Origin of the sequence: Fictibacillus sp. 26RED30, from assembly GCF_015903845.1 — a bacterium.
Lineage (GTDB): Bacteria > Bacillota > Bacilli > Bacillales > Fictibacillaceae > Fictibacillus > Fictibacillus phosphorivorans.
On record NZ_JACZDV010000003.1, the window covers coordinates 99837 to 121855 of the forward strand.

Annotated in this window: 19 protein-coding genes and 1 riboswitch; of the genes, 3 read left to right on the top strand and 16 right to left on the bottom strand. The window is 40.4% G+C overall.

All coding sequences use genetic code 11. From position 1 onward, the window contains the following. Nucleotides 1–14: 14 nt before the first annotated feature. A complete protein-coding gene (locus IHV11_RS16410) occupies nt 15–536 on the bottom strand; it encodes a GNAT family N-acetyltransferase (RefSeq protein ID WP_231620377.1) in 522 nt (173 codons plus the stop codon). Between the two features lie 158 nt (nt 537–694). On the opposite strand from IHV11_RS16410, the gene IHV11_RS16415 reads away from it, so the two are divergent. Further along, nucleotides 695–1351 (top strand): class I SAM-dependent methyltransferase, encoded by a 657-nt coding sequence (locus tag IHV11_RS16415; RefSeq protein ID WP_197195764.1) that lies wholly within the window; start codon nt 695–697, stop codon nt 1349–1351. A 213-nt stretch (nt 1352–1564) separates the two neighbouring features. Here IHV11_RS16415 and IHV11_RS16420 read toward each other — a convergent pair whose 3' ends face one another. The 3 genes from IHV11_RS16420 to IHV11_RS16430 all read right to left on the bottom strand — a co-directional run bounded on the left by IHV11_RS16420 (nt 1565) and on the right by IHV11_RS16430 (nt 5030). Continuing rightward, entirely contained in the window at nt 1565–3856 is a 2292-nt protein-coding gene (locus IHV11_RS16420) for a helicase C-terminal domain-containing protein (RefSeq protein ID WP_197195561.1), read from the bottom strand. Nucleotides 3857–3949: 93 nt separating this feature from the next. Further along, nucleotides 3950–4411: a large conductance mechanosensitive channel protein MscL gene (mscL, locus tag IHV11_RS16425; RefSeq protein ID WP_197195562.1), complete on the bottom strand. Its 462-nt coding sequence runs from the start codon at nt 4409–4411 to the stop codon at nt 3950–3952. Nucleotides 4412–4484: 73 nt separating this feature from the next. Then, on the bottom strand, nt 4485–5030 hold the full coding sequence (locus IHV11_RS16430) for a 2'-5' RNA ligase family protein (protein ID WP_197195563.1): 546 nt from the start codon (nt 5028–5030) through the stop codon (nt 4485–4487). A gap of 207 nt (nt 5031–5237) precedes the next feature. Here IHV11_RS16430 and IHV11_RS16435 point away from each other — a divergent pair, with 207 nt between their 5' ends. After that, nucleotides 5238–5354: a YjcZ family sporulation protein gene (locus IHV11_RS16435; protein ID WP_197127025.1), complete on the top strand. Its 117-nt coding sequence runs from the start codon at nt 5238–5240 to the stop codon at nt 5352–5354. A 336-nt stretch (nt 5355–5690) separates the two neighbouring features. Next, nucleotides 5691–9794 carry a phosphodiester glycosidase family protein gene (locus tag IHV11_RS16440; RefSeq protein ID WP_197195564.1) on the top strand — a complete coding sequence of 1368 codons (4104 nt, stop codon included), beginning with the start codon at nt 5691–5693 and terminating at the stop codon, nt 9792–9794. A 249-nt stretch (nt 9795–10043) separates the two neighbouring features. On the opposite strand, the gene IHV11_RS16445 is transcribed toward IHV11_RS16440, so the two are convergent. The 12 genes from IHV11_RS16445 to IHV11_RS16500 all read right to left on the bottom strand — a co-directional run bounded on the left by IHV11_RS16445 (nt 10044) and on the right by IHV11_RS16500 (nt 22019). Further along, nucleotides 10044–11318 carry a homoserine dehydrogenase gene (locus IHV11_RS16445; RefSeq protein WP_197195565.1) on the bottom strand — a complete coding sequence of 425 codons (1275 nt, stop codon included), beginning with the start codon at nt 11316–11318 and terminating at the stop codon, nt 10044–10046. Then, nucleotides 11305–12387, bottom strand: coding sequence for a homoserine O-acetyltransferase MetX (gene metX, locus IHV11_RS16450; protein ID WP_197195566.1), 1083 nt, complete (start codon nt 12385–12387; stop codon nt 11305–11307). Before metX ends, IHV11_RS16445 begins: the two co-directional genes overlap by 14 nt. Beyond that, the gene (gene acsA / locus IHV11_RS16455; RefSeq protein ID WP_197195567.1) at nt 12380–14071 is read right to left on the bottom strand and encodes an acetate--CoA ligase; all 1692 of its coding nucleotides are present in this window, start codon (nt 14069–14071) and stop codon (nt 12380–12382) included. Before acsA ends, metX begins: the two co-directional genes overlap by 8 nt. Further along, nucleotides 14068–14799, bottom strand: coding sequence for an ABC transporter ATP-binding protein (locus IHV11_RS16460; protein ID WP_197195568.1), 732 nt, complete (start codon nt 14797–14799; stop codon nt 14068–14070). Before IHV11_RS16460 ends, acsA begins: the two co-directional genes overlap by 4 nt. Nucleotides 14800–14814: 15 nt before the next feature. Further along, nucleotides 14815–15660: an ABC transporter permease gene (locus tag IHV11_RS16465; protein ID WP_197195569.1), complete on the bottom strand. Its 846-nt coding sequence runs from the start codon at nt 15658–15660 to the stop codon at nt 14815–14817. Nucleotides 15661–15682: 22 nt separating this feature from the next. Next, nucleotides 15683–16672 (bottom strand): aliphatic sulfonate ABC transporter substrate-binding protein, encoded by a 990-nt coding sequence (locus tag IHV11_RS16470; protein ID WP_197195570.1) that lies wholly within the window; start codon nt 16670–16672, stop codon nt 15683–15685. A gap of 165 nt (nt 16673–16837) precedes the next feature. After that, nucleotides 16838–18628, bottom strand: a complete 1791-nt coding sequence (locus IHV11_RS16475; protein ID WP_197195571.1) for a PLP-dependent aspartate aminotransferase family protein — start codon at nt 18626–18628, stop codon at nt 16838–16840. Nucleotides 18629–18812: 184 nt separating this feature from the next. Beyond that, nucleotides 18813–18928: riboswitch (SAM riboswitch) on the bottom strand. 176 nt (nt 18929–19104) lie between these two features. Further along, nucleotides 19105–19506, bottom strand: a complete 402-nt coding sequence (locus IHV11_RS16480; protein WP_197195572.1) for a hypothetical protein — start codon at nt 19504–19506, stop codon at nt 19105–19107. 48 nt (nt 19507–19554) lie between these two features. Then, a complete protein-coding gene (locus IHV11_RS16485; RefSeq protein ID WP_197195573.1) occupies nt 19555–20214 on the bottom strand; it encodes a hypothetical protein in 660 nt (219 codons plus the stop codon). A 239-nt stretch (nt 20215–20453) separates the two neighbouring features. Further along, entirely contained in the window at nt 20454–21101 is a 648-nt protein-coding gene (locus IHV11_RS16490; RefSeq protein ID WP_197195574.1) for a nitroreductase family protein, read from the bottom strand. An 89-nt stretch (nt 21102–21190) separates the two neighbouring features. Then, nucleotides 21191–21412 (bottom strand): hypothetical protein, encoded by a 222-nt coding sequence (locus IHV11_RS16495; protein ID WP_197127014.1) that lies wholly within the window; start codon nt 21410–21412, stop codon nt 21191–21193. Nucleotides 21413–21497: 85 nt separating this feature from the next. Beyond that, nucleotides 21498–22019 (bottom strand): hypothetical protein, encoded by a 522-nt coding sequence (locus IHV11_RS16500; protein WP_197190723.1) that lies wholly within the window; start codon nt 22017–22019, stop codon nt 21498–21500.

Here is a 22019-nt window from a genome sequence, read left to right on the forward strand (position 1 = left end):
TGCTTGAGGGGCTCTTAAATTTCTCGCATATATCGAATAGACAGGTGTTTTCCGCTTCCTTCACTCCTCTTTTCTGACTGTTTTACAAACCCTTTTGCTTCATAAAAAGGAATCGCTTTTTCGTTATCTTTTTGCGCAGATAGCCATTGTTCTTTAATACCTAAATTCTTCTGATAGTCTGTGTAATAGTTTAACAGTTTCGATCCAATTCCCCTGTTTCGCTTGTTCGGATCCATATAGAACACAAAGATCTCACCTGTTTCTTCACCAATCGTTCCACCGCCGATTGCACCTACTACTTCCCCATCCTCTTTTGCTACGAAATATCCGTGCCAACCTTCGGTGAACACGGTCACTTCTTTTTCAATTCTTTTCTCGTTATAATATTCTTCGATGACTCTATTCACATACGCTTCATCTTCTAGGTATCCATATGTTGCACGCCATCCTTCTGAGCAAACTCTGGCTATTCCTTTCACGTCTTCTGGACCAGCTTTCATAAGAATTAAACCTTCTATAATCGCTATTTTATCCATTGTTTCACCTCACTTCATTTATTTTAAACACCCCTATTATAGCCTATTTTTTGGTAAAATAGAGGTAGACAGCTCAGTCAGTCAGATGCTCATTTTGAATGAGAAAGGCGGAAGATCATTTGACAAATTTGATTACAAAAAATGAACATGTTTTTAACATGCTAGATTCTCTTTTACGTGATGAGGGCGCGTTCTGGAACTCTTTTTATGAAGATCGAAATAAAAAAATTCCTTTTTTTATTGACGCTCCAGATGAAAATCTTGTGAACTACGTGGAACGTGGCATGATTCAGCCTGGCCGCGTGTTAGAACTTGGATGTGGTCCTGGTCGAAATGCAATCTTCTTAGCTCAACACGGGTTTGAAGTAGATGCTGTAGACCTCTCAAGCGAAGGACTAGATTGGGCTCGTGAACGCGCTATTGAAAAAGGCGTTGAAGTGAAATTTATGCAAGGGAGTATCTTTGAGATTAACCTACCACACAAAGAGTATGATCTCATCTATGATTCTGGCTGCTTCCATCATGTGCCTCCACATCGTCGTGTCAGTTATTTGAACCTTTTAAACAACTGTTTAAAAGAAGGCGGGCATTTCGCAATTACTTGTTTTGATGCGGTGGGCATGGGATTAGATATACCTGACATGGATGTGTACAAAGATCGCTCGATGCAAGGAGGATTAGGGTACACGTTTGAGCGGATGCGGGAGGTCTTCTTTGAATTCGAAGAGGTTGAATTACGCAAAATGAAGGAAATAACGCCGCCAGCAGATACATTCGGTTTGCCATTTTTAAATGCAGGGTTGTTTAGGAAATAAAGAAAAACACTTGGAGTTCCGTCTCCAAGTGTTTTTTTAATGGCTTTGGAAGTGTGTGATAGTTTTTTGTGACTCGTTTCTAGGCCCAAGTTTTCATTTTATAGGCCTTCAGCCAATTTTATGGTTCTTCAAATCTTTTTCTAGGCCAGCAAATTACTTTATAGGCCTTCAAAATGTTTTATAGGCTTTTCGACAAACTCACAAAACACAACGTTACATAAACGACCGATCCAACACCACAAAATCACGCCACTCTTCTGGCAGCATCTCTACATACTTCCTTGTTAGAAAGCGATCATCTACTAAAACGAGCGTTCCCTGATCTTCTTCTGAACGGATAACACGCCCTCCTGCCTGCAGTACTTTATTCATTCCAGGATACACGTACGCGAAGTCGTAACCATTCTTGCCTGCACGCTGAAAATAATCCTTCATCGTATCACGCTCTAATCCTACTTGAGGCAATCCAACACCAATGATTACAGCACCAGTAAGTTTATCTCCTTTTAAATCAATTCCTTCAGAAAAGATGCCACCCATGACAGCGAGCCCGACAAGCGATTTCTCACCTACAGAGTCATAATGAGCTAAAAATGTCTCTCGCTCTTCTTCCTTCATAGCAGGATGTTGAACGATGAGCGAAAAGTCTGGATCAACTTCTAACATTCGTTCATATATATCTGTCATATACCGATAGGATGGAAAGAAAACAAGATAGTTGCCAGGTCTGTTCACGACCAAGTCTTTGATCATACCCACAATAGGATCTATCGTTTTTTCCCGATCTCTAAAGCGGGTAGACAGAGGCTGCACAAATACATCCAGCTGCTCTTTTTCATAAGGAGACGGCATCCGAATGATGTAATCGTCTTTCTCTCCTCCGAGCATTTCTTGAAAATACGATAGTGGTGAGAGTGTTGCTGAAAAATATATGCGTGAACCATATTTCTTACCAGTCTGAAAAAGCAGCTGTGAAGGATCCATACAAAATAGCCGAACTTTGACCTCACTTTTAAACGTCGAGATGAACGTAACGAAACGTTCATCGTAAAATTGTGAAATCTTGACCCATTGCAGCGCTTCAAAAAAAGTCTCTAATAGTTGTTCGCTGTTATCACCACTGGCTAATAGCTGCTCTGCCTGTATTAAGAAAGCTTCTAAACTCACAAGTAGTTTTTCCTGCAATTCTATGACAGCAACATCATTATCATCATGTTCTTTTTTTATTAAAAGAAGTTCCTGGTTAACGGCTTTTGCCGTATTCCAGACCCCGTCATGTTTTCCCTTAAAATTACGCGCAAGTTGTAAAAATGACGATTTCATAATCTCTGCAGAATACATTCCGCGAGCTCTGTCCACTAGGTTGTGCGCCTCATCCATAAGGAGAACCGTCCGCTTTTTTTGTTCTTCAAACAAACGTTTGAACGAGACTCTAGGATCAAATACATAATTATAATCACAGATTACGCTGTCCGAAGCATACGCAAGATCAACAGAGAATTCAAACGGACAAACTTTGTGTTTCTGTGCATATTCTGAGATTACTGCTCGATCCATCACGGTCTCATGTTTCAAGATATCAAGTACTGCTCCATTTATCCTGTCAAAATATCCATCGGCAAACTCACAATACGAGGGTTCACACCGAGTTTCTTCTTTAAAACAAACTTTGTCTTTAGCCGTGATGGTCGTGCTTTGCAGAAATAATCCCTTCTCTTTCATTAACAAAAGTGCTTCTTCTGCGTTTTTTCGATTGAGTGTTTTAGCTGTTAAATAAAAAATCTTTTCTGCTTTTTCTTCTCCGATCGCTTTGACGGCTGGAAAAAGAGTCGAAATGGTTTTTCCTGTACCAGTCGGAGCATTCGCAAATAGAGTTTTTTTATCCATAATCGTTTTATAGATAGCACCAGCAAAGTTACGTTGACCATTCCGGTATGATGGAAATGGAAAAGCTAGCTCTCGTATACTGTTGTTCCTTTTTTGCAGATTTTCGAGACGCAACTCAGCAAATGGTGCATACGTTTTTATTAGTTGAGACATGAAATTTTCTAGCTCGGTAAAAGTAACATCTTCCTGAAATTTCTTCTGCTCACTCGAATCAATATGTACATACGTAAGCTGGACCGTAACTTTGTCTATATTTTCTCTCTCCATGTATATGTAGGCATACACCTTTGCTTGAGCCCAGTGAACGGGATAGGAATCACTTGTAATCTCACTTAAATTCCGAGCAGTAGATTTGATCTCATCAATTGTGACTGTATCATTACGCAAAAGCAGACCGTCGCATCTGCCTTCTATCCAATATTCAAGGTTTTTATGAACATAGCTCGTTTGCAGAAATACTTCTGCCTTATCGGTCTCTTCATACGTTTTTTGTATGGTTTGATGTGCCTTCGTTCCCTCTATTAAGGATGAGGTTGATTTAAATCGGGATTCAATACTCCCGGAACGGTATACATATTCAACTAAGGACCGTACAGAGATTTTGACCGCTTCAGGCATGGTTTCACCTACCTCTACTTTTCACTGGTTTTTATGTAATAATTGTAGCACAACTGCTTCTATAGACTTTTCCTACAATAAAAGACAGCCCCCTTATTCAGAGGACTGTCTCACTACAGCATCATCGTTTAAATCTGCCGTACAGTTTTGGCATTTAACGGCTCTCAGCGGAATTGTAGATAAACAATATTTGCATTCTTTTGTATCTGGCGCTTTTACTTCTTCTTTTCTCTTAAGACGATTAATCTGCTTTACTACCAGAAATATGACCAATGCAATGATACAGAAGTTGATCAGCGTGTTAATGAACAATCCATAATTAAGTGTTGCGGCTCCCGCCTTTTGCGCATCTGCTAATGTGGCATAGTCACCTTTTCCTAAATTTATGTAGAGGTTGCTGAAATCTACTTTTCCAAGTAACAGACCAATCGGAGGCATGATGACATCATCAACGAGTGAAGTGACGATCTTGCTGAACGCTGCCCCGATAATTACTCCGATGGCGAGATCGATCACGTTGCCACGCATGATAAATGTTTTAAATTCGTTCCACATGTACGATAATTCCTTTCTGTATGACTAGTATATGTATAACCATACAGCATCTACTTTCAAACGTCATCCGATATCAATTCACGTCATCTTTTTTTAATTTCACAGTCAGAATATCCTTAACATCTATGCATATATCAGCTTCATACGTTAGTTGTATAAGTGCGACACTATCGATCGTAGCAGGAAATGGCTCTAGGTTCCTTGCACAATAATCAAACGCTTTAATTAAGTCTTCATGTGATAAGTCCATTACGAGCGTGCAATGCGGCACCCAATAAGTTGGGATATATAAGGATTGTTGGTTTATCTCTTTTTTAAAGTGGTCATGATAACGCTGATGAAAATCTGTCAGCACACTGTTTTTAGTCGGTGCTGCATATAAAGTTCCGCTGTTTAAGAATATGGCTACAGATGGAAAGAAAAGAGGTACAGCAGCAATGTCTTTAAAGTAATTCTGAAACGATACTATAAAAGACTCAATATCTACTTCTGGATGTGTACCAAGTGTTACATGAGGCCGCATACCATGACCCACGATCCCCTCTTTTATTAGTCCATCCCTAAGTTCATTTATCTTTTGTTCAGTTTCACTGTTTAAATAAGCAATTACACCGTACATGTTATCAGCTCCAAATATGGTTTTGTTCATAAAAGTCAATAATCTTGGTAGGTTTTAGTGTAATTATACACGAAACCACATTTTGGTAAATGTATTTATTTACAAAATAAGGATTCCGCTCTTGTCCCGAAAAAATGGGCTAATTCCGCCCAAACCTTTAACTTGTACCTCTAATATTCTGTCATTGTAAAGAAGGAGGTGGGTTAAATGGGATATAAGTCTTACGGAAACAGCTTCGCTTTAATCGTAGTTCTATTTATCTTGTTAATCATCGTTGGGTGTTGTTGGTGCGGTGGTTACGGTGGCGGACACGGCTGGTGCTAATCAGTTCATTTCCTTTAGTGGAAATGAGTACTGATTCACCCGATGTGATCAATTGCATTAAAACCTTTTGCTTTAACAACCCCTCGTATGATAACAGAGAGAGAGAACCTAGAGAGAGAAAGCTAGAGAGAGAAAAGACCTGCGCTCGTCTGAGTGCAGGTCTTTATATGTATGGCTACAAGAGAACTTTTGCCCTATTGTAACAACTACTTTAGTTTTCTAGTATAACTATAAACACATATTACAAAATACTAACATTAAATTAATATTTTTCCATTATCGTAAACCTGTATACCTAAACCCTTGTACCAAAAATAATGTTTACAGGAGGAAAAGATGAAAAACAATTGGAAAAATCTATTAACCTCTGCCCTAGCCCTGAGTCTCGTGAGCAGTACATTAACTCCCATCAGTACTTCTGCTTTAGGTGAGTTCGAACTCGTTTCGGAAGTTGTACAAACCCCCATTAATGAATACCGGGTAAACATCGCGCCTGGTGTAGAAGAAAAGCATTACAGCTTTGAAAGCAAAGAAGGAAAGAAGATTGAGAGTTACGTAGTAGAAGTCGATGTACATAATCCAAACGTTGCTATTGAAGCCGGGACGCCTAATGATGGAGATGCATTTGGCCTACAGCCTGTGAGATCACAAGCAAATGCGGCCAATGGAGAAAACCACCAAGTAGTTGCAGCCGTAAACGCTGATTTTTATAACATGGCAACGGGTGAACCTCATGGAGTTGTTTATAAAGAAGGGCGCTCAATAAAAGGGACAAACGGACGAACATGGAACTTTTTCGGCATAAAGAAGGATGGTAGTGCCGTTATCGGTAATCCCACAGAATACGAATCAATGAAAACAGATCTTCAAGAAGCTCTCGGCGGTAACGCAATCCTAGTCAGAAACAGCCAAATCTATCAAACTCCTCAAACCGGCCAGGATAAAGAGCCTCGTACTGCAGTTGGTATTAAAGACGACGGTGATGTTTTCTTTGTTGTCATTGACGGAAGACAAGAACCTTATTCAGCTGGCATTTCAATGAAAGACTTAGCTCAATTAATGCTTGATCACGGCGCTGTTCACGCTCTTAACCTCGACGGAGGCGGCTCCTCCACTTTTACGACTCGTAAACTAGGTGAAGATGTATTAGAAGTAGACAATCAACCCTCGGACAGGAATGAAAGAAGTGTTGCCAACTCTTGGCTTGTTGTTACAAAAGAGCCTTCTGATCATGTCTTTCATTCCGCGCACATCGAACCTTATGACAAATCGTTCACTCCTGGCTCAACGATTCATTTTGACGCAAAAGGAATGGACAAGTCTAAAGCTTCTGCCCCACTCCCAAACTCAGGGTTAACATGGGAGGTATCTGATCCTTCTTTTGGAACCATTAATGAAGACGGAACCTTTGTCTCAAGTGGAAAAACTGGTCAATTTCATATCCTGTTAAAATTTAATGGGACAGAAGTTGGGAAAAGCATCATTGAGATTGAAACACCGAACGAAATGCACTTTGCATCTTCTGAATTGACAGTTGCTAAAAACAGCCAAGCAGAGATTAATCTCTTGACCAGTTTCCAAAAAAGGAATGTAAAATGGAACACGCAAGATATTACATTTGATATCCCTGATGGTATGGGGACTATTGATGAAAGAGGTATTCTTCATACTAGAGATCAAAACGTAAAAGGAAAGATCACGGCTCGACTAAATGGAACCTCTCTTGAAGCACAGATAAATGTAGCGGTTGGACAGCTTCCTATCGTTCTTCATAATTTTGAGGATACACTTGGCAGCTGGAAAACATCCACTGCCGGCCGCGGAGAAAAAGGAACGTTATCACTTTCAGAATTCCCAGACCCTGTTCGTTTTGACAACCAGTCGCTCAAACTTGATTTTGATTTTTCAAGTGCTCAAATAGGAACAACGCTCGGTGTTTATGCTGGACCTGGTGCACATACTCCTATCAACGGTAATCCTTCAAGTATAGGCATGTGGGTGTACGGAACTCCTGAAGCACAAGGCTATTGGCTGAGAATGATGATCGTGGATGGCAACGGTAAGAATCAGACGATAAATCTAACAAGTGAAGATCCCGGAATAGACTGGACAGGCTGGAAATACATCGAAGCTGATATCCCCTCCTCTTTTACAGGTCCGTTCCAGTTATCAGGAACACAAACGATCCGTTTGATGTCTACGAAATCCGGGATTACCGGTCCAATGACAAAAGGATCCATCTATGTGGATAACATACGTGCCGTATACGGTGAAAAGGTAGATGACCTCTACCCTCCTGTCATTCAATCTGTTAGTACGGACGACAAGAATTTCACAACAGATGAAGTAACCATTACGGCAAGAGTAAACGAATATGAAGATGATTTGTTTAAAACAGGCATTGATTGGGACAAGATCCGTATGATCGTAGATGGTAAGAATTATGAAGATGCAGAAGGTCACTTTTCTTATGACATGGATGGTTCCATCTCATTAAGTGGGTATCGTTGGGCTGATGGAACACATAAAGTAACGTTGATCGTTCCTGATAAATTTGGAAACCAAGCTGTTCATACCAGTTATTTTTCAGTAAATACAGGATCCGCAAAGGTTGAACTACTCAAGTCACGAGAAGAAGCTTATTTAGGCGATCCCTTTAATCTCGGAGTGAAAATGACACAAATGGATGATATTACTTCTGCTGCTATCCGTATGCAGATGGATAAAGAATTTCCAGTTGAAGATGTATTCTTTTCAGAAGCTTTTCAGTCGAGTACATCGAACTACGACAAACAGACTGGCATCTTAACTCTCAATCTAATCTATAGTGGAGAGACTTCTGAAACTACAGATGCTGCAACGATTCAGGTAGATATTCCTGCTTCTACAAAAGAAGAAAGCGAACTAAAATATGAAATAATTGAAGGTAATCTAGTTTATCGTCAGCCAAAAGCAGGGAATTTCATTTCAACTTTTTCGATCAAACCAAATAGTATTCCCGTTAAATCAGCAATCAGCTTGACACATGATCCAATATTAATTGGAGAACCAACAAAGCTTTTTGTAAATGATAGTAACAAAGAGCCCGTTGTAAATGCTGAATTGTTTGCGCAAATTGGTGAGCAAGATCCTGTCTCCTTAGGGAAAACTGATCATAAAGGAAAGATAATAGTTGATTCTTTCTCAGATGAAGTGAAGAAAATTACGTTATATGCAGTAAAAGAAGGTAAATATTCCTTTAAGGTCAACACACAAATATACCCAGCGCTTGCGACTGAAACTGAATTCAAGAATATTATATCGACTCCGACTGGCGATCCTTATAAAACGAAAGGCTTAACCTGGATGTCTAGTCCTCTTGCTGGAAAACAATCAGCAATTGTTCAATACGCTAAAAAGAAAGACTTTGAACGTAAAGGCAGGTCTACATTAAGAACTCAAAAAGCAAGGGGAAGTGATCAAGTATTTTCTGGAGAACTAGATATTACTAAGAACGGTATAGTCCGTGTAAATGAGGTGAAGCTTCAAAAGCTAAAGCAAGAAACCACTTATATTTACCGTGTTGGTGATGGTGAGGACTGGTCAGAGTTCATGGAATTTACAACATTAAAGCGAAAGCAGAGCTTTGAGTTTGCAGTCCTTGGCGATACGCAATCACCCTCTGATCTGTCTCATTTCAACAAAATATTAGGAGATCTAGACAAAGAAAATCTATCATTCATGGTTCATGTTGGCGATCTTATTGATGAATCTTCCAAATTTCATCAATGGGATGAGTCGTTAGCTGTATTGAGTGGTTATGACAAGATTCGTTCTACTGATTTAGTCACTGCACTCGGAAATCACGAATACATGGGAGATGCTGATGCATCTTTAGCAAAATCCATCTTTAATCTACCTAATAACGGACCAAATGTTGATAAAGGCGGAACATATTCAGTGGATTACAATAACTTGCATATCGCTGTACTTGGATACACATCTGATGCTGAGGTATTGAACCAACAGCTTAAGTGGTTAAAACGGGATATGAAAGGTTCTGATAAGCCTTGGAAAATTCTTGTGACTCATAAACCACCATATTACACAAACCCGTTTGGCGGTAACGAGATCATGAAAGAAAAGATACCTCCTGTAGCAGACGAACTTGGTATCGACCTTGTTTTCTCTGGTCACGACCATAGTTATGGCCGGACAAAGAAATTGAAAGCTGGAAATGAAGATGCAAACGGAACCGTCTATGTCGTAGCTGGAACAACAGGCAACAAACATTATGACGCTGTAGCAGATGAAAAATTTGAGTTTGTAAATATGGACAACATCGCTGTATCCATCCGTGCAAAAGTAGACAAAGACAAAATTACATTTACGACTATTTCTTCTGATGGAGAGTTGATTGATGAATTCACGGTAATAAACGAGGATTATCATGAAGAGTAAGAGGAATAGATAAGAAGAAAAGCTGGTTGAAAGCAGTCGTTTGCAGACCTTTCATCCAGCTTTTTGATTTTTTGTGTATGACTCTGGCTTTTTGCTCGTTCACGGAGGTTTATGCTCGGTCACAAACTTTTATGCTCGCTCACAGACTTTTATGCTTGCGGCATTATAAAACCCACACACTAAAAAACATTGCAGGAGCCACTCTGCAATGTTCGTCTAATACACTTGATGAAGCAAACTTGTCTCATTCTATAAATTGATCACTTTCTTTAGCAGCGAATCTTTTTGCTCAGCCCTTCCCTCTGCCTTCCTCACCTTTCCTGCTACTTCATAAACAACAAGGTCCGGATTTTCCTCTAACAAAAGGGCTGTACTTACCTGACACTCGACCAACAAATAGACAAGATCACCTTCTACTTCTTGCTTTAAGATCTCTACTTCATCTGTTCCATGAAATCCTACAGAAGAGCCAATGACAACATATTCTCCAATAAGCGTCGTATTTGTATCTTCACTACTTACTTCTTCAGAATTAGTAGCTGAATTTTTCTTTCTTACTAAAGATCGAGGCTGAAGCACATAAGTCAAGTCTTCCACCATGGCGCTTGCTGTTGGAAGTTTTCCTGCACCAGCTCCTTGGATCGTAACTTTTCCTGCTAGGCTCGTGTCCACCATAATCGCATTTTGAACATCTTCCACTCCGTACAATGGATGATCAGCATCGACCAACACGGGTTTTACAGATGAAATGAATTGGTCGCTGTCACGGCGGATCCGCGCCAAATGCTTCACCTTATATCCCCAGTCTTTAAACACAGAGATTTGCTCAGCAGTTACTTCTGTTATCCCTTTTCGTTCTACGTCCTCCCATTTCGGCGTCTCACCAAACGACAACTCGCTAAGAATCATTAACTTATAAAAAGCATCATAACCTTCTATATCACTTGCCGGGTCAGCTTCTGCATACCCAAGTTCTTGGGCAGACTTTAACACTTCATGAAAGGGAAGACCTTTTTCCCTCATATTCGTTAAAATGTAGTTGGATGTACCGTTTAATATAGCTTCAACTGTATGGATCTCATTTACTTGAAGAAGCTGCGAGATGCTGCGAATAATCGGAGTTCCCCCGGCAGTTGTCGCTTCAAATCCCACAAAGCGTTTCAGTGTTTCCGCCTTATCAAGCAATGTTCTCCCATGTCTCGCAAACATGACTTTGTTAGCTGTAATTACATGACAACCTTTATCAAGAGCGCGGCTTAAGTAAGTAAAACCAGGCTCTTCTCCCACTATTGCTTCAAACACGACCTCTAATCCTTCAATATTGAGGATTTCATTAAAGTCAGTAGTAATTAAAACATGATCATCCACTTCACGTTTTTTCGATCCATCTTTTACTAAAATTCCTTCGATCACAACTTCTTGACCGAGCGCAGCTTGAAGCTGTTCTTTATGTGTTTTCAGCGCTTCATACACACCTTGGCCAACCGTTCCAAAACCTAGCAGCGCCGCTTTAATAGGTGCCATATTGCAGCCTCCCTTCTTGTCTCAATGCTTCCCTCACATGTGGTCCCCACTTTTCAAATTCAACTAAAAATCCATCATGACCGAAGTCTGTTTCTATAGAATAGTAGGTTCCGAATCTAGTATGTTTTACAAAATTCTCAATCACTTCAGGTGGATATAGAAGATCCCCTTCATAACTAAAAGCATGAACTTCAGCTTGAATTTGTGATGCTGCCCGCTCCCAGCCACCGAGCTTATCCCCAATATCAAAAGCGTTCATAGCGTATAGAAGTGAAACATAACTATCCACATCGAATCTTTTCGTCAACTTTTCCCCCTGATACGTAAGATAAGAATCTACTTGAAAGAACGGTTTACCTTCATCATCTTTTTCTTTGATCTCTCTATTAAATCTCTCGTTAAATAATTTAGGCTGGCGGTACGTTAATAAGCCCGCCATACGTGCGATCTCCAAACCTGTCAATTTCTCATCGCCTTTATAATTGCCGCTCTTATAAACAGGATCACTTTCTATCGCGTGAAGAGCGAGTCTATTATAGGCAACTCCATAATCACTTAAGAAGGGAGTTGCCGCAAAGATAAATACTTTTTCTAAAAAGTATGGAAACTGCACTGCCCATTCAAGTGCCTGCATACCGCCAAGAGATCCCCCCATGACGGCTAGAAGTCTTGGAATTCCTAAAATGCTAAGTGCCTGTCGCTGTGCGCGAACCATATCTCTTACCGTTACAAAAGGAAATGACTTTCCATAGATTTCTCCGGTTTCAGGATTTGTACTTGCTGGACCTGTAGAACCGCTGCATCCTCCGAGCACATTAAATGTGATGACTTGAAATTGGTTTGTGTCGATATAATGATCAGGACCAATTAATCCACGCCACCATCCTGGATCTTCCTCTTCACCATATGCATACTGATTTCCAGTTAACGCGTGGCAAAGTAAGACAACTGGACCTTTTGGGTTTCCCGTTTTTTCAAAAGCTAGTTCTGCATTTAGGATTACCTTACCTGACTCTAGAGCAAAGTCACCAATCCTTATCTTCCCTATCTTTCTCGTGGTCTCAAGCAAGTTTTTGTAACTCACGGGCTTTCAGCTCTCTTCGCAATATTTTTCCGCTGATCTTTGTTTTAGGGAGCTCTTCCACGATTTCAATTTCACGAGGTGCAGCATGTGCAGCTAACTCACCTCTAACAAAGATTCGGATTTCTTCCAAAAGCTCTTTACTCTCGCTAAATCCATCTTTTAACACGATGAAGGCTTTCACGATTTCTCCGCGAATAGGGTCAGGCTTGCCTATTACTCCAGCTTCGGCCACTGCTTTGTGTTCAATCAGCTTGCTTTCAACTTCAAATGGTCCGATTCGTTCTCCTGAAGAATTAATCATGTCATCTGAACGTCCTTGAAAAAAGATATAATCATCTTCGTCTTTTATGGCTAGATCTCCAGAAACATACCATTCACCCCAGCTAAAATAAGAATTATATTTTTCAGGGTTCTGCCAAACCTCTCTCATGATTGCCGGCCATGGGGCCTTGATCGCTAAATGGCCTACAGCATACGGAGGCAATTCTTTTCCCTCTTCATCCAATACAGTTGCTGTTATTCCAGGAAAAGCTTTTCCCATCGAACCTGGCTTGATCGGCTCTGTTGGAAGATTCACGATAAGCTGCGCACCAGTTTCAGTCATCCACCATGTATCATGAATTCGTTTACCAAGTACGTTCTTACCCCAAAAGATAACCTCTGGATTTAATGGCTCGCCTACACTCAAAATATGACGAAGCTTTGAAAAGTCATAGTGTTCTGGAAGCTGATTTCCTTTTGCCATCAACATGCGGAACGCAGTTGGTGCACTATACCATACTGTGACACCTGTTTTTTGTAAGGTTTCATACCAGGTTTCTGCTTTAAATCGCCCACCGTGAACAACAATGGTAGCTCCGTTTAATAATGGTGCAAAAACGCCATAAACTGTTCCTGTCACCCATCCAGGATGTGCCGTGCACCAATACACATCATCTTCTTGAATATCTAACACCCATCTGCCTGTAAGATATTGCTGAACCATCGCTCGATGAGCATGGATGATTCCTTTAGGTTTTCCAGTAGAACCGGATGTGTAGTGGATGTTTAAACCATGTTCAGGATCTACCCACTCAATCTGACTTTCTGTGTTCTCTACATTCTTCAATTCTTTTGGAAGCGAGATTTCTCCGTTTTCTCCTTCAGCATCTGTTAAAAAAACCGTATGAAGACTCGGAATATCTTCTCTTGGTACTCGCTTATACAACTCTTCATCTGTAATTAAGAACGTTCCTTCACAATCATTGATTCGGTCTCTTACAGCATCCGACATGAAAGCTTCAAATAACGGACCCACGATCGCACCTAACTTAATAGCAGCTAACATTGCGATATGACAATGATGGTGTTTTGGCAAGAATACGAATACAAAATCTCCTTTCTTTACACCATGCTTTTTCAAAACCGCCGCCCATTGATCAGTCGTTTTCTTTAACTCGTTATAACGAATTTTAATATCCTGTGAGTCGTCAATATAGTGAAGAGCTATTTTTTCACCTCTTCCTTCTTCAACATGACGGTCTACACATTCATACGCCATATTCGTCTTACCATCACTTCGCCTATTGAATTCTTCAATAAAAGTTTCCCAAGAAAATGCTGTATCCCTTTGGTCTTCTGAAATATTATGATTTCCTTCGACTGGATGAATGGTGGCTAGTTTTGTCATTTCTGTTCACCTGCTGCTTTCTTTTCAACGTTTAGTAAATTTAAGATGTGTGCTTTTTGTTTAGAGAGGTAAGCGTCTCCGCGGGTTCTCGGTTTTTGTTTTTCCACTGAAACTTCGCTATACACTTCACCTGGCTGCCCTTTTAAGATAAAGATTCGATCACATAAATAAAGGGCTTCATCAATATCGTGAGTTACTAAAATCATCGTCGTTTTCTTTTTTTGCCATATGGAAAATAGAAGATCTTGAAGCTGCATTTTTGTAAAAGCATCTAACGCACTGAATGGTTCGTCTAATAATAGAATCTCAGGCTCAGTGATAAGCGCTCTTGCTATTGCTGTCCGCTGTGCCATCCCCCCTGATAAGTCTTTCGGGTAATGGTTCTCAAAATCCGTTAATCCTACTAGATCCAGATACGTTTTATATTTATCCGTATTCCTTTTTTCTTTTTCCAAACCGAATGAAATGTTTTTCTTTACAGACAACCATGGAAGAAGGCGAGGTTCTTGAAACATCATACCGATCTGGTTGTTCGATCCATTCTCTATCGAAATCGTCCCTTCATATTGTTTATCAAGTCCTGATAGCACGCGAAGCAATGTACTTTTCCCACAGCCACTCGTTCCTAGAATTCCAATGATCTCCCCTTCCTTTACAGATAGATTAATATCTTGAAACCCAGCTGTGTCATGATTAAACGTACGTTTTAAACGATTCACATTCAGCATTTGTTTCCCCTCCTTCTATCCTTGATTGGTTATACTATCTTGCCATTTTAACGAACGGCGTTCGATCCATTTTAGTACGGCATCCGTTATCTTTCCTAAGATTGCAAATAGCAAGATGCTCGCAATTACCGTATCAGGTGAGTACGTGTTCTGACCTACCACAAGCAGATAGCCTAATCCTTCACTTGCACCCATAAGCTCTGCGGCTACTACAAACATCCACCCTAAACCTAAGCCGCTGCGCATACCTGTGATGAATGACGGCAATGCAGCAGGCAGAATAATGCGTTTCGTTAGCTGATAAGGTGTTAACTGATAAATTCTTCCTACCTCGATGAGCTTACGATCCACACCTTGGATCCCTGCTACAATATTTAAATAGACAGGGAAGAATACACCTACTGCGATTAACGAGATCTTAGAAGGCTCCCCAATCCCCATCCAAAGAATAAAGAGTGGTACCCAGGCAAGAGAAGGGATAGAACGAATCGCTTGAAACAACGGATCTAAAAGTCTTTCTGCTGTTTTTGCATAACCAACAATCGCACCGATCACGACCGCCGCTACCGTTCCAATCGCAAACCCTAAGAATACTCGGGTCAGTGTAATAGAGATGTGACCAAACAGAGAGCCATCTTGATACATGCTAATTATTTTCTCTAAAATAATGGTTGGTGCAGGCAGCAGGTGCGCAGCTAGTAGTCCCATTCTAGCTGCTATTTCCCACCCAACTAATAAAATGATAGGCAGGATGGACCCTATAAGAATTCCTCTACCTAATTGGAATATGCCTTTAGATGATGAGAGCTTTTGAGGGGAAGCTCTCTGTGCTACTTTCCACTTATGTGTTTCAGAAATCATCGACACTTCCTCCTCTCTCTCATTATTGTTTGATTACTTTCTCTGCGAACTTCGGATTGATTAATTTCTTTACAAGATCTTCGATGTTAGTATCTTTTTTGACAATCTCTTCTGTTTGGAGAACTTCGCCTGCAGCCGATATAGCTTTTTCGTGCTGTGATCCTGGAACAGGTTCCTCGAAGTTGTTTCGTTGCAGTTGTTTTTTTGCGACATCTTCTTTAATCCCCGCTTCTTCAGATAAAAGTTTTGTTGCTTCCTCTGGATTCTCAATCGTCCATTTCCTTGCTTTTTCGTAAAGTTCAATGACTTGTTCTACTTGTTTCGGGTGGTTCTTTGCAAACTCAGAACGTACGTTTAACGTGCCATACGTATTAAAATCTGGATTGCGGTAAATATACTGAGCACCGGATTCGATTTCTGCTCTCGCCATATGTGGATCTAATCCAGCCCAAGCATCCACTTGCCCTTTTAATAGAGCATTCGCACCATCTGCATGTTGTAAATTTACGATTTGTACATCCTTTGCAGAAAGACCGGCATCTGCAAGTGCTCGGAGTAGAAAGATGTGCGGGTCTGTACCAAACGTCGCCGCTATCTTTTTACCTTTCAGATCCTTTACATCTTTAATCTTTGATCCATCTGCCGCGACAAGTGCTGTCCATTCTGGCTGAGAATAGATATAGACTGACTCGATCGGAGCACCTTTGTCTTTTGCGATTAAAGCTGCGGCACCAGCTGTCGATCCAAAATCAACGCTATCTGAATTCAAAAATTCGAGCGCTTTATTACTTCCCTGACTCTGAACCCATTCCACTTCAATGCCATCTTTTTTGAATGTCTCTTCTGCCCAGCCAAACTTTTTGAGTGCTAGACTTGTTGGAGAGTAAAAGGCATAATCAAGTCTAATCTTCTCCGGCTTCTCACCTTCTTTAGCACTGCTGGAACAGCCCGCTAACAATAAAGCGCCTGCTATGCTTAAAGCTAGTGCTGCTTTCTGCCAAATCTTCATCATGTCTTTCCCTCCACGTTTCTCTCTTTTTGTCATTAAATTTTTATTGCTACGGCCGTTCGTATCATTCCATCACTGAAAATTTGATTGGAGCGTAAGATGCGAACCTCCTAGAGCGAGCGGAAATCAACCATATTCAATAGTGACCAAGTACAATATTTAACCTTACTAAAGTTCACACGCATACGTTGAAATGGTACCTCTTAGTCGTTGTGCTTCTTTATAGGTGCATCTGTTATGCACCACATCAATACCAGCTTCTTTCGCGATTTTTGCAGCCTCTGGTGAGATGACACCTTCTTGCAGCCAGAACACTTTTGGTTGTGTGATCGCTGCTTCTTTTGCGAGCTCGATCGCGGCTTCCGGACTTCTAAATACTTGAACAACATCTATCGGAAACGGAATGGATTTTAAATCTGGATACGCTTTTTCATCAAGCACTTCGGTTTCTCTTGGATTAACAGGAACGATTTTATAGCCAAGTCGCTGCATCTTTCTAGCTAATCGATGGCTAGGTCTTGCAGGATTGGAACTGAGTCCCACGATCGCTAGCGTCTTAGGTCGTTGAATTTCCTGTCCATTCTCAACTGCTCTATAAAGTGATGATTGCAATGCCCAACGAATGACACCTTCGTCATTAATCGTGATCTCTGTTTTATCCGCTCCGATTCCTGTAGCGGTTTGTATCGCACGATCAAGATCATTCGTAAGATCTTTTACGGATTCAAGTCCGATCGATAACCGAATAAGTTCTTCCGTTACACCTGTTGCTACTAATTCGTCTCCGCTCAGCTGTTGATGAGTGGTAGAAGCAGGGTGGATAATCAATGATTTTGCATCACCAACATTTGCAACATGTGACCATAATGAGATGTTGTTAATGACCTTACGTCCTGCATCACGCCCGCCTTTAATTCCAAAGTTTACGATCGAACCAAAACCGTTGCTTAAATATTTTTTCGCAAGCTCATGACTTCTGTGCGAAGAAAGACCAGGATATGAAACCCAATCTACTGCTGGATGTTTTTCCAGATGCTCTGCCACTTCTTGTGCGTTCTTCGCATGTTTTTCCACTCGTAGATGCAGTGTTTCTAAACCTTGTAGAAGGAGAAATGCATTGTGTGGACTTAAACAAGCTCCGAAATCTCGTAAAAGCTGAACGCGTAATTTAGTCGCGAAAGCCAATGTTCCAAAATCATTCGCGTATCTGAGTCCGTTATAGCTGTTATCTGGCTCAGTGAATCCTGGGTATTTATCTGAATTCCAATTAAAGCGTCCTCCATCCACTACAACACCGCCAATTGCGGTTCCATGTCCGCCAATCCATTTTGTAGCTGAGTGGATTACGATGTCCGCTCCAAAGCTTATTGGCTTTGTTACATATGGTGTTGCAAATGTATTATCGATAATTAGAGGTACATCGTTTTCATGCGCAATATCTGCCACTGCCTCAATATCTAATACGTTAAGACTGGGGTTCCCGATCGTTTCAGCAAAAAATGCTTTCGTGTTTGGAGTAACCGCGTTTCGGAAGTTCTCTGGATCCTCTGCATCAACAAACTTTACGTTGATTCCGTATTTCGGAAGAGTAGTAGAAAATAGGTTGTAAGTTCCTCCGTATAGATTCGTAGCTGCAATAATTTCGTCTCCTGCGTGTGCGATGTTTAAGATGGCAAGCGCGATAGCTGACATACCAGAAGAAGTAGCTACAGCTGCAACACCATCTTCTAGAAGTGCAACTCTTTTCTCAAAAACATCAACAGTTGGATTTCCGATTCGGCTGTAGATGTTTCCTGGCTCATCAAGCGCGAAAAGGCTTTGCGCATGGTCTGTATCAGAAAAAACATAGGAAGTAGTTTGATAGACAGGTACCGCTCGTGATCCTGTCGTTGGGTCAGGCGCTTGGCCCCCATGTAATAGCAATGTTTCAATATCGTATCCGTCAAAAGATTTTGTCATAATAATCGCTCCTTCTTATTATTCAAATAAAATCTATAGGAAAACTAGGGATAAAGATTAATGCTTTTCCCTTTTGCTATATTCAATTTTTAAAATGAAATAAGTGACTAAGTGATGTTTGTGCTTGAAGTATGATAAGGGGAAAAAGAAAAACCCCCTTCCTAAGAAGAGGGTTTTGGTCCTCCTCTTATCTTTCAGATCAAAAAAGATCTGTAGGAATTGGCACCTTTCCAAACCAAATGTGGTTTGTTGGTTGCCGGGCTTCATCGGGCCTAGTCCCTCCGCCTCTCTGGATAAGAGATATTCAAATTATGTTTAACACATTAACGTGCTGATGTTTGTTTTGTTCTTGAATAGGATTATAGAGTAAGATGTTTTAAAAAGTCAACCGTTTTTTGAAAAATCATAAAAGTATTACAAAAGAATGAGTGTTCAACTGTCAGCTTTGAATTAAGATTATGCCCATGCTATGCCGGTTATGCTAACTTTGTTCCACTTTTTTCATCAAACCATTGAAACTCTTCGATTTTTTTTACAAGTTCCGCTATTCGATTGGCAATGGCTTCTCTTTCTCCGTAACGAATTTTCTGTTCGGACGATAATTCATCAATCTGAAGTAGTTGCCAATGAGTTACAGTTAGATCCGTAAGTTGAATAAACTCTTCTTGTTTCACTCGACGCTTTACATCTAGATCTCCATTAGAATAACCTTCTAAAAATCCGTCAGCTATTCTTTTCAAACGGTCTTCAAAGCGATCAAATTCATGTCGTGCATAACGCGGTGCATTAAAAAATGTTGGAAACAACGTCCGATAATTATTAAGAAAATTCCCAGCAAGCGAATCTCCGCTATATAAGATTGGTACAGGATCAATCAAACAGACAGTGCCATCTGAATGCAGCAATATATTCTCTGGAGATGTATCTTAATTAGTAAATACAACCGTATGATCCGTAATCTCTCTATCCTCCATGCAAGCTTGTAGGTTTACTAAAGCTGATGAAGAAATGGCCCCCTCATACGTTTCTATAAATTTCTTGAATTCATCTATGTATTCATTGTTTTCTTCTTTCATAGATTCTGAAACATCTGATTGAAATTTGCCTGCAATATGTTTACCGTTCCATGAGAGATAACCAAACCCTTTTAAGCCATGTTGTGCAGTATTCATCTTGCGAAAGAACTCACCAACTTCCGCTCCAATATGAAACGCTTCTACAACCGTTAGTTGATCTAGTTTGATTGCTTTTCCCGCATAAGATTCCACGGTAAACGTTCTGCCTTTTTCTACATGATAATTGAAAAAGTCAGGGCAGATTCCCGGTTTAACTTGGTTAGCTAGCTCATAGTATGCTCTAGTCGCTGCATATTCTGAGTGCATGGCTTCTTCATCAAACTCAACGTTCTTTCCATACGCCTCTGTCTTCGGAAAACGAACAACCACAGCATCTCCAGTGCGTAGCTGAACAAGATAAGCAAGATGCCAAGCCCCTTCACCTAAATACTGAACCTGAGTCGGATCTTTAAGTTCCTCTAATCCACTTTTTTGCAGTGCATAATCAATCAAGTCAAATGTCTCTTTCATAAGAAGTTCCTCTTTCTATAATTGAAAATACGTTACATGAAACATATATTCGGTATATGTCGAAAAAAATCCTTTTTTCTTAAGATTAATTGTAGGTCTGAAGTCTTATAGAGGGGTATGAGAGGGGTTCAAGGGGGCATTTCAAAGCGGTGATCCTTGCACTTTTAACATGGCGCTCGTCCAGCGTACTTCTCAGCCGCTGGACGAGCTTATTAAGAATTTTACAGAACCAATTGTCATCAATCTACATATGTGACGATTTCTTCTACAGCTTTTCTTGCGAGTTTTTTCGGTTGATCTTGTGGATGTCCAAGTGAAATAACCATGTTGATCTGTTTCATAGACGGAATTTCCAAAAAGTCGCGAATCGCATCTTGCGCAAGCAATACGGGACCAGTCATCGGGCAAGTCCCTAGTCCGCGCGCGTGGGCTGCGAGCATCAAGTTCTGAATCGCCAAGCAGCTGCTCTTGATTCCTTCTTCTTCCCACACTGATTCTTCAGCAAGTTCGATCGGATCAAATATTTTTTCACGAAACTTAGATTCGTAAGGAGTGGCTAAACAGATGATCAGCACAGGTGCTCCAGAGAACGCCGTTGCATAAGGGCCGAAAGAGCGCGTCAGCAATTTTGCTTCCTTCGTTTTGCCGTTCTCTTCAGCTCTTGCAGCCAAATTATGAATAGCTTCCCACGTCATCTCTTCAATTTTCTTTACTTTATCTTTGTTTCGAATCACGATAAACTCCCACGTTTGTGAGTTCGTGTCGCTCGGCGCATAACGGGCGCAATCCATGATTTCATGAATGTCTACTTCAGCAACTGCTTCATCCGTAAACTTTCGGACACTTCTTCTGCCGTGCACGATTTCTTTAAAATCTTCGTATTTCATGATTGTCTCCTCTGGCACATGTATTAGATATTCTAAATGTATTATACAAAAGATTGGAACTCTCTACAAAATACGTAAAAAAACAGTGCCTATTTTGCACTGTTCTCTGGTTCAATTTCTTTTTTAGTTTTTATTCTTAATCCGATCAAAATGAGTGAAGCTCCTAATAATACACTTACAATATGGATAGGATCCATATTAAGTGACTCTTTTTGAACATTTAACTTCTCAACATACATTCCTAGCAGATAGGTACTGATCAGAACGATTAATCCAGCGGTAATTAAACCTGCTTTCACATATGGCTTCATGGTAAAACCACCTTTTCCCTTTTACATTTAACATATTCTTAGGAAAAGATAGAATACCTTTATTCTTTAAAACAAATTTGCATAACTAATTAGCTTTTGCAAGATTCATACGCTCTTCAACAAACGAGCGCACTTCATCCTCAGCTTTTTTCTTGATTACAAATTCTACATATCTTTCACCCGTATGAAAGCGAACTAAACCCCAGCTTGGATACCCTGGGTTTTCAGCTTGAAGTCCCGTGATCCAATCCACTGAATCAATCTGATTCCAATCATAAAATTTTGTTGCCGATACAACGCCTTTCTTGCCGATCGCACCGCGCCATATTTGAGTAAAATAAAGCAGTGTTAGGAACACCAGTAAACAAATCATTAAAACATTAACAGGCATTGAAAGTTTCAACAGACCAAATCCTTGTGTGATGATGACCACAATCATAATCTCATGCGTCCAAAAGTTTTTCTGTGTATACTCTCCACTATAAGAAAGTCCATAGACCGGAACAGCTCTTTTTTTGTCTTTTACATTTTTCAAAAGGTAATAAACGGCTGCAATGATTCCTATCACGATTAAGATTCCAAAAAACACATTTAAGAAGAGCTCCAT

Coding starts and splice junctions, on each gene's coding strand:
- IHV11_RS16410 (WP_231620377.1), bottom strand. CDS start 536: ATGGATAAAATAGCGATTATAGAAGGTTTAATTCTTATGAAAGCTGGT.
- IHV11_RS16415 (WP_197195764.1), top strand. CDS start 695: ATGCTAGATTCTCTTTTACGTGATGAGGGCGCGTTCTGGAACTCTTTT.
- IHV11_RS16420 (WP_197195561.1), bottom strand. CDS start 3,856: ATGCCTGAAGCGGTCAAAATCTCTGTACGGTCCTTAGTTGAATATGTA.
- mscL (WP_197195562.1), bottom strand. CDS start 4,411: ATGTGGAACGAATTTAAAACATTTATCATGCGTGGCAACGTGATCGAT.
- IHV11_RS16430 (WP_197195563.1), bottom strand. CDS start 5,030: ATGTACGGTGTAATTGCTTATTTAAACAGTGAAACTGAACAAAAGATA.
- IHV11_RS16435 (WP_197127025.1), top strand. CDS start 5,238: ATGGGATATAAGTCTTACGGAAACAGCTTCGCTTTAATCGTAGTTCTA.
- IHV11_RS16440 (WP_197195564.1), top strand. CDS start 5,691: ATGAAAAACAATTGGAAAAATCTATTAACCTCTGCCCTAGCCCTGAGT.
- IHV11_RS16445 (WP_197195565.1), bottom strand. CDS start 11,318: ATGGCACCTATTAAAGCGGCGCTGCTAGGTTTTGGAACGGTTGGCCAA.
- acsA (WP_197195567.1), bottom strand. CDS start 14,071: ATGACAAAACTAGCCACCATTCATCCAGTCGAAGGAAATCATAATATT.
- IHV11_RS16460 (WP_197195568.1), bottom strand. CDS start 14,799: ATGCTGAATGTGAATCGTTTAAAACGTACGTTTAATCATGACACAGCT.
- IHV11_RS16465 (WP_197195569.1), bottom strand. CDS start 15,660: ATGATTTCTGAAACACATAAGTGGAAAGTAGCACAGAGAGCTTCCCCT.
- IHV11_RS16470 (WP_197195570.1), bottom strand. CDS start 16,672: ATGATGAAGATTTGGCAGAAAGCAGCACTAGCTTTAAGCATAGCAGGC.
- IHV11_RS16475 (WP_197195571.1), bottom strand. CDS start 18,628: ATGACAAAATCTTTTGACGGATACGATATTGAAACATTGCTATTACAT.
- IHV11_RS16485 (WP_197195573.1), bottom strand. CDS start 20,214: ATGAAAGAGACATTTGACTTGATTGATTATGCACTGCAAAAAAGTGGA.
- IHV11_RS16490 (WP_197195574.1), bottom strand. CDS start 21,101: ATGAAATACGAAGATTTTAAAGAAATCGTGCACGGCAGAAGAAGTGTC.
- IHV11_RS16495 (WP_197127014.1), bottom strand. CDS start 21,412: ATGAAGCCATATGTGAAAGCAGGTTTAATTACCGCTGGATTAATCGTT.
- IHV11_RS16500 (WP_197190723.1), bottom strand. CDS start 22,019: ATGGAGCTCTTCTTAAATGTGTTTTTTGGAATCTTAATCGTGATAGGA.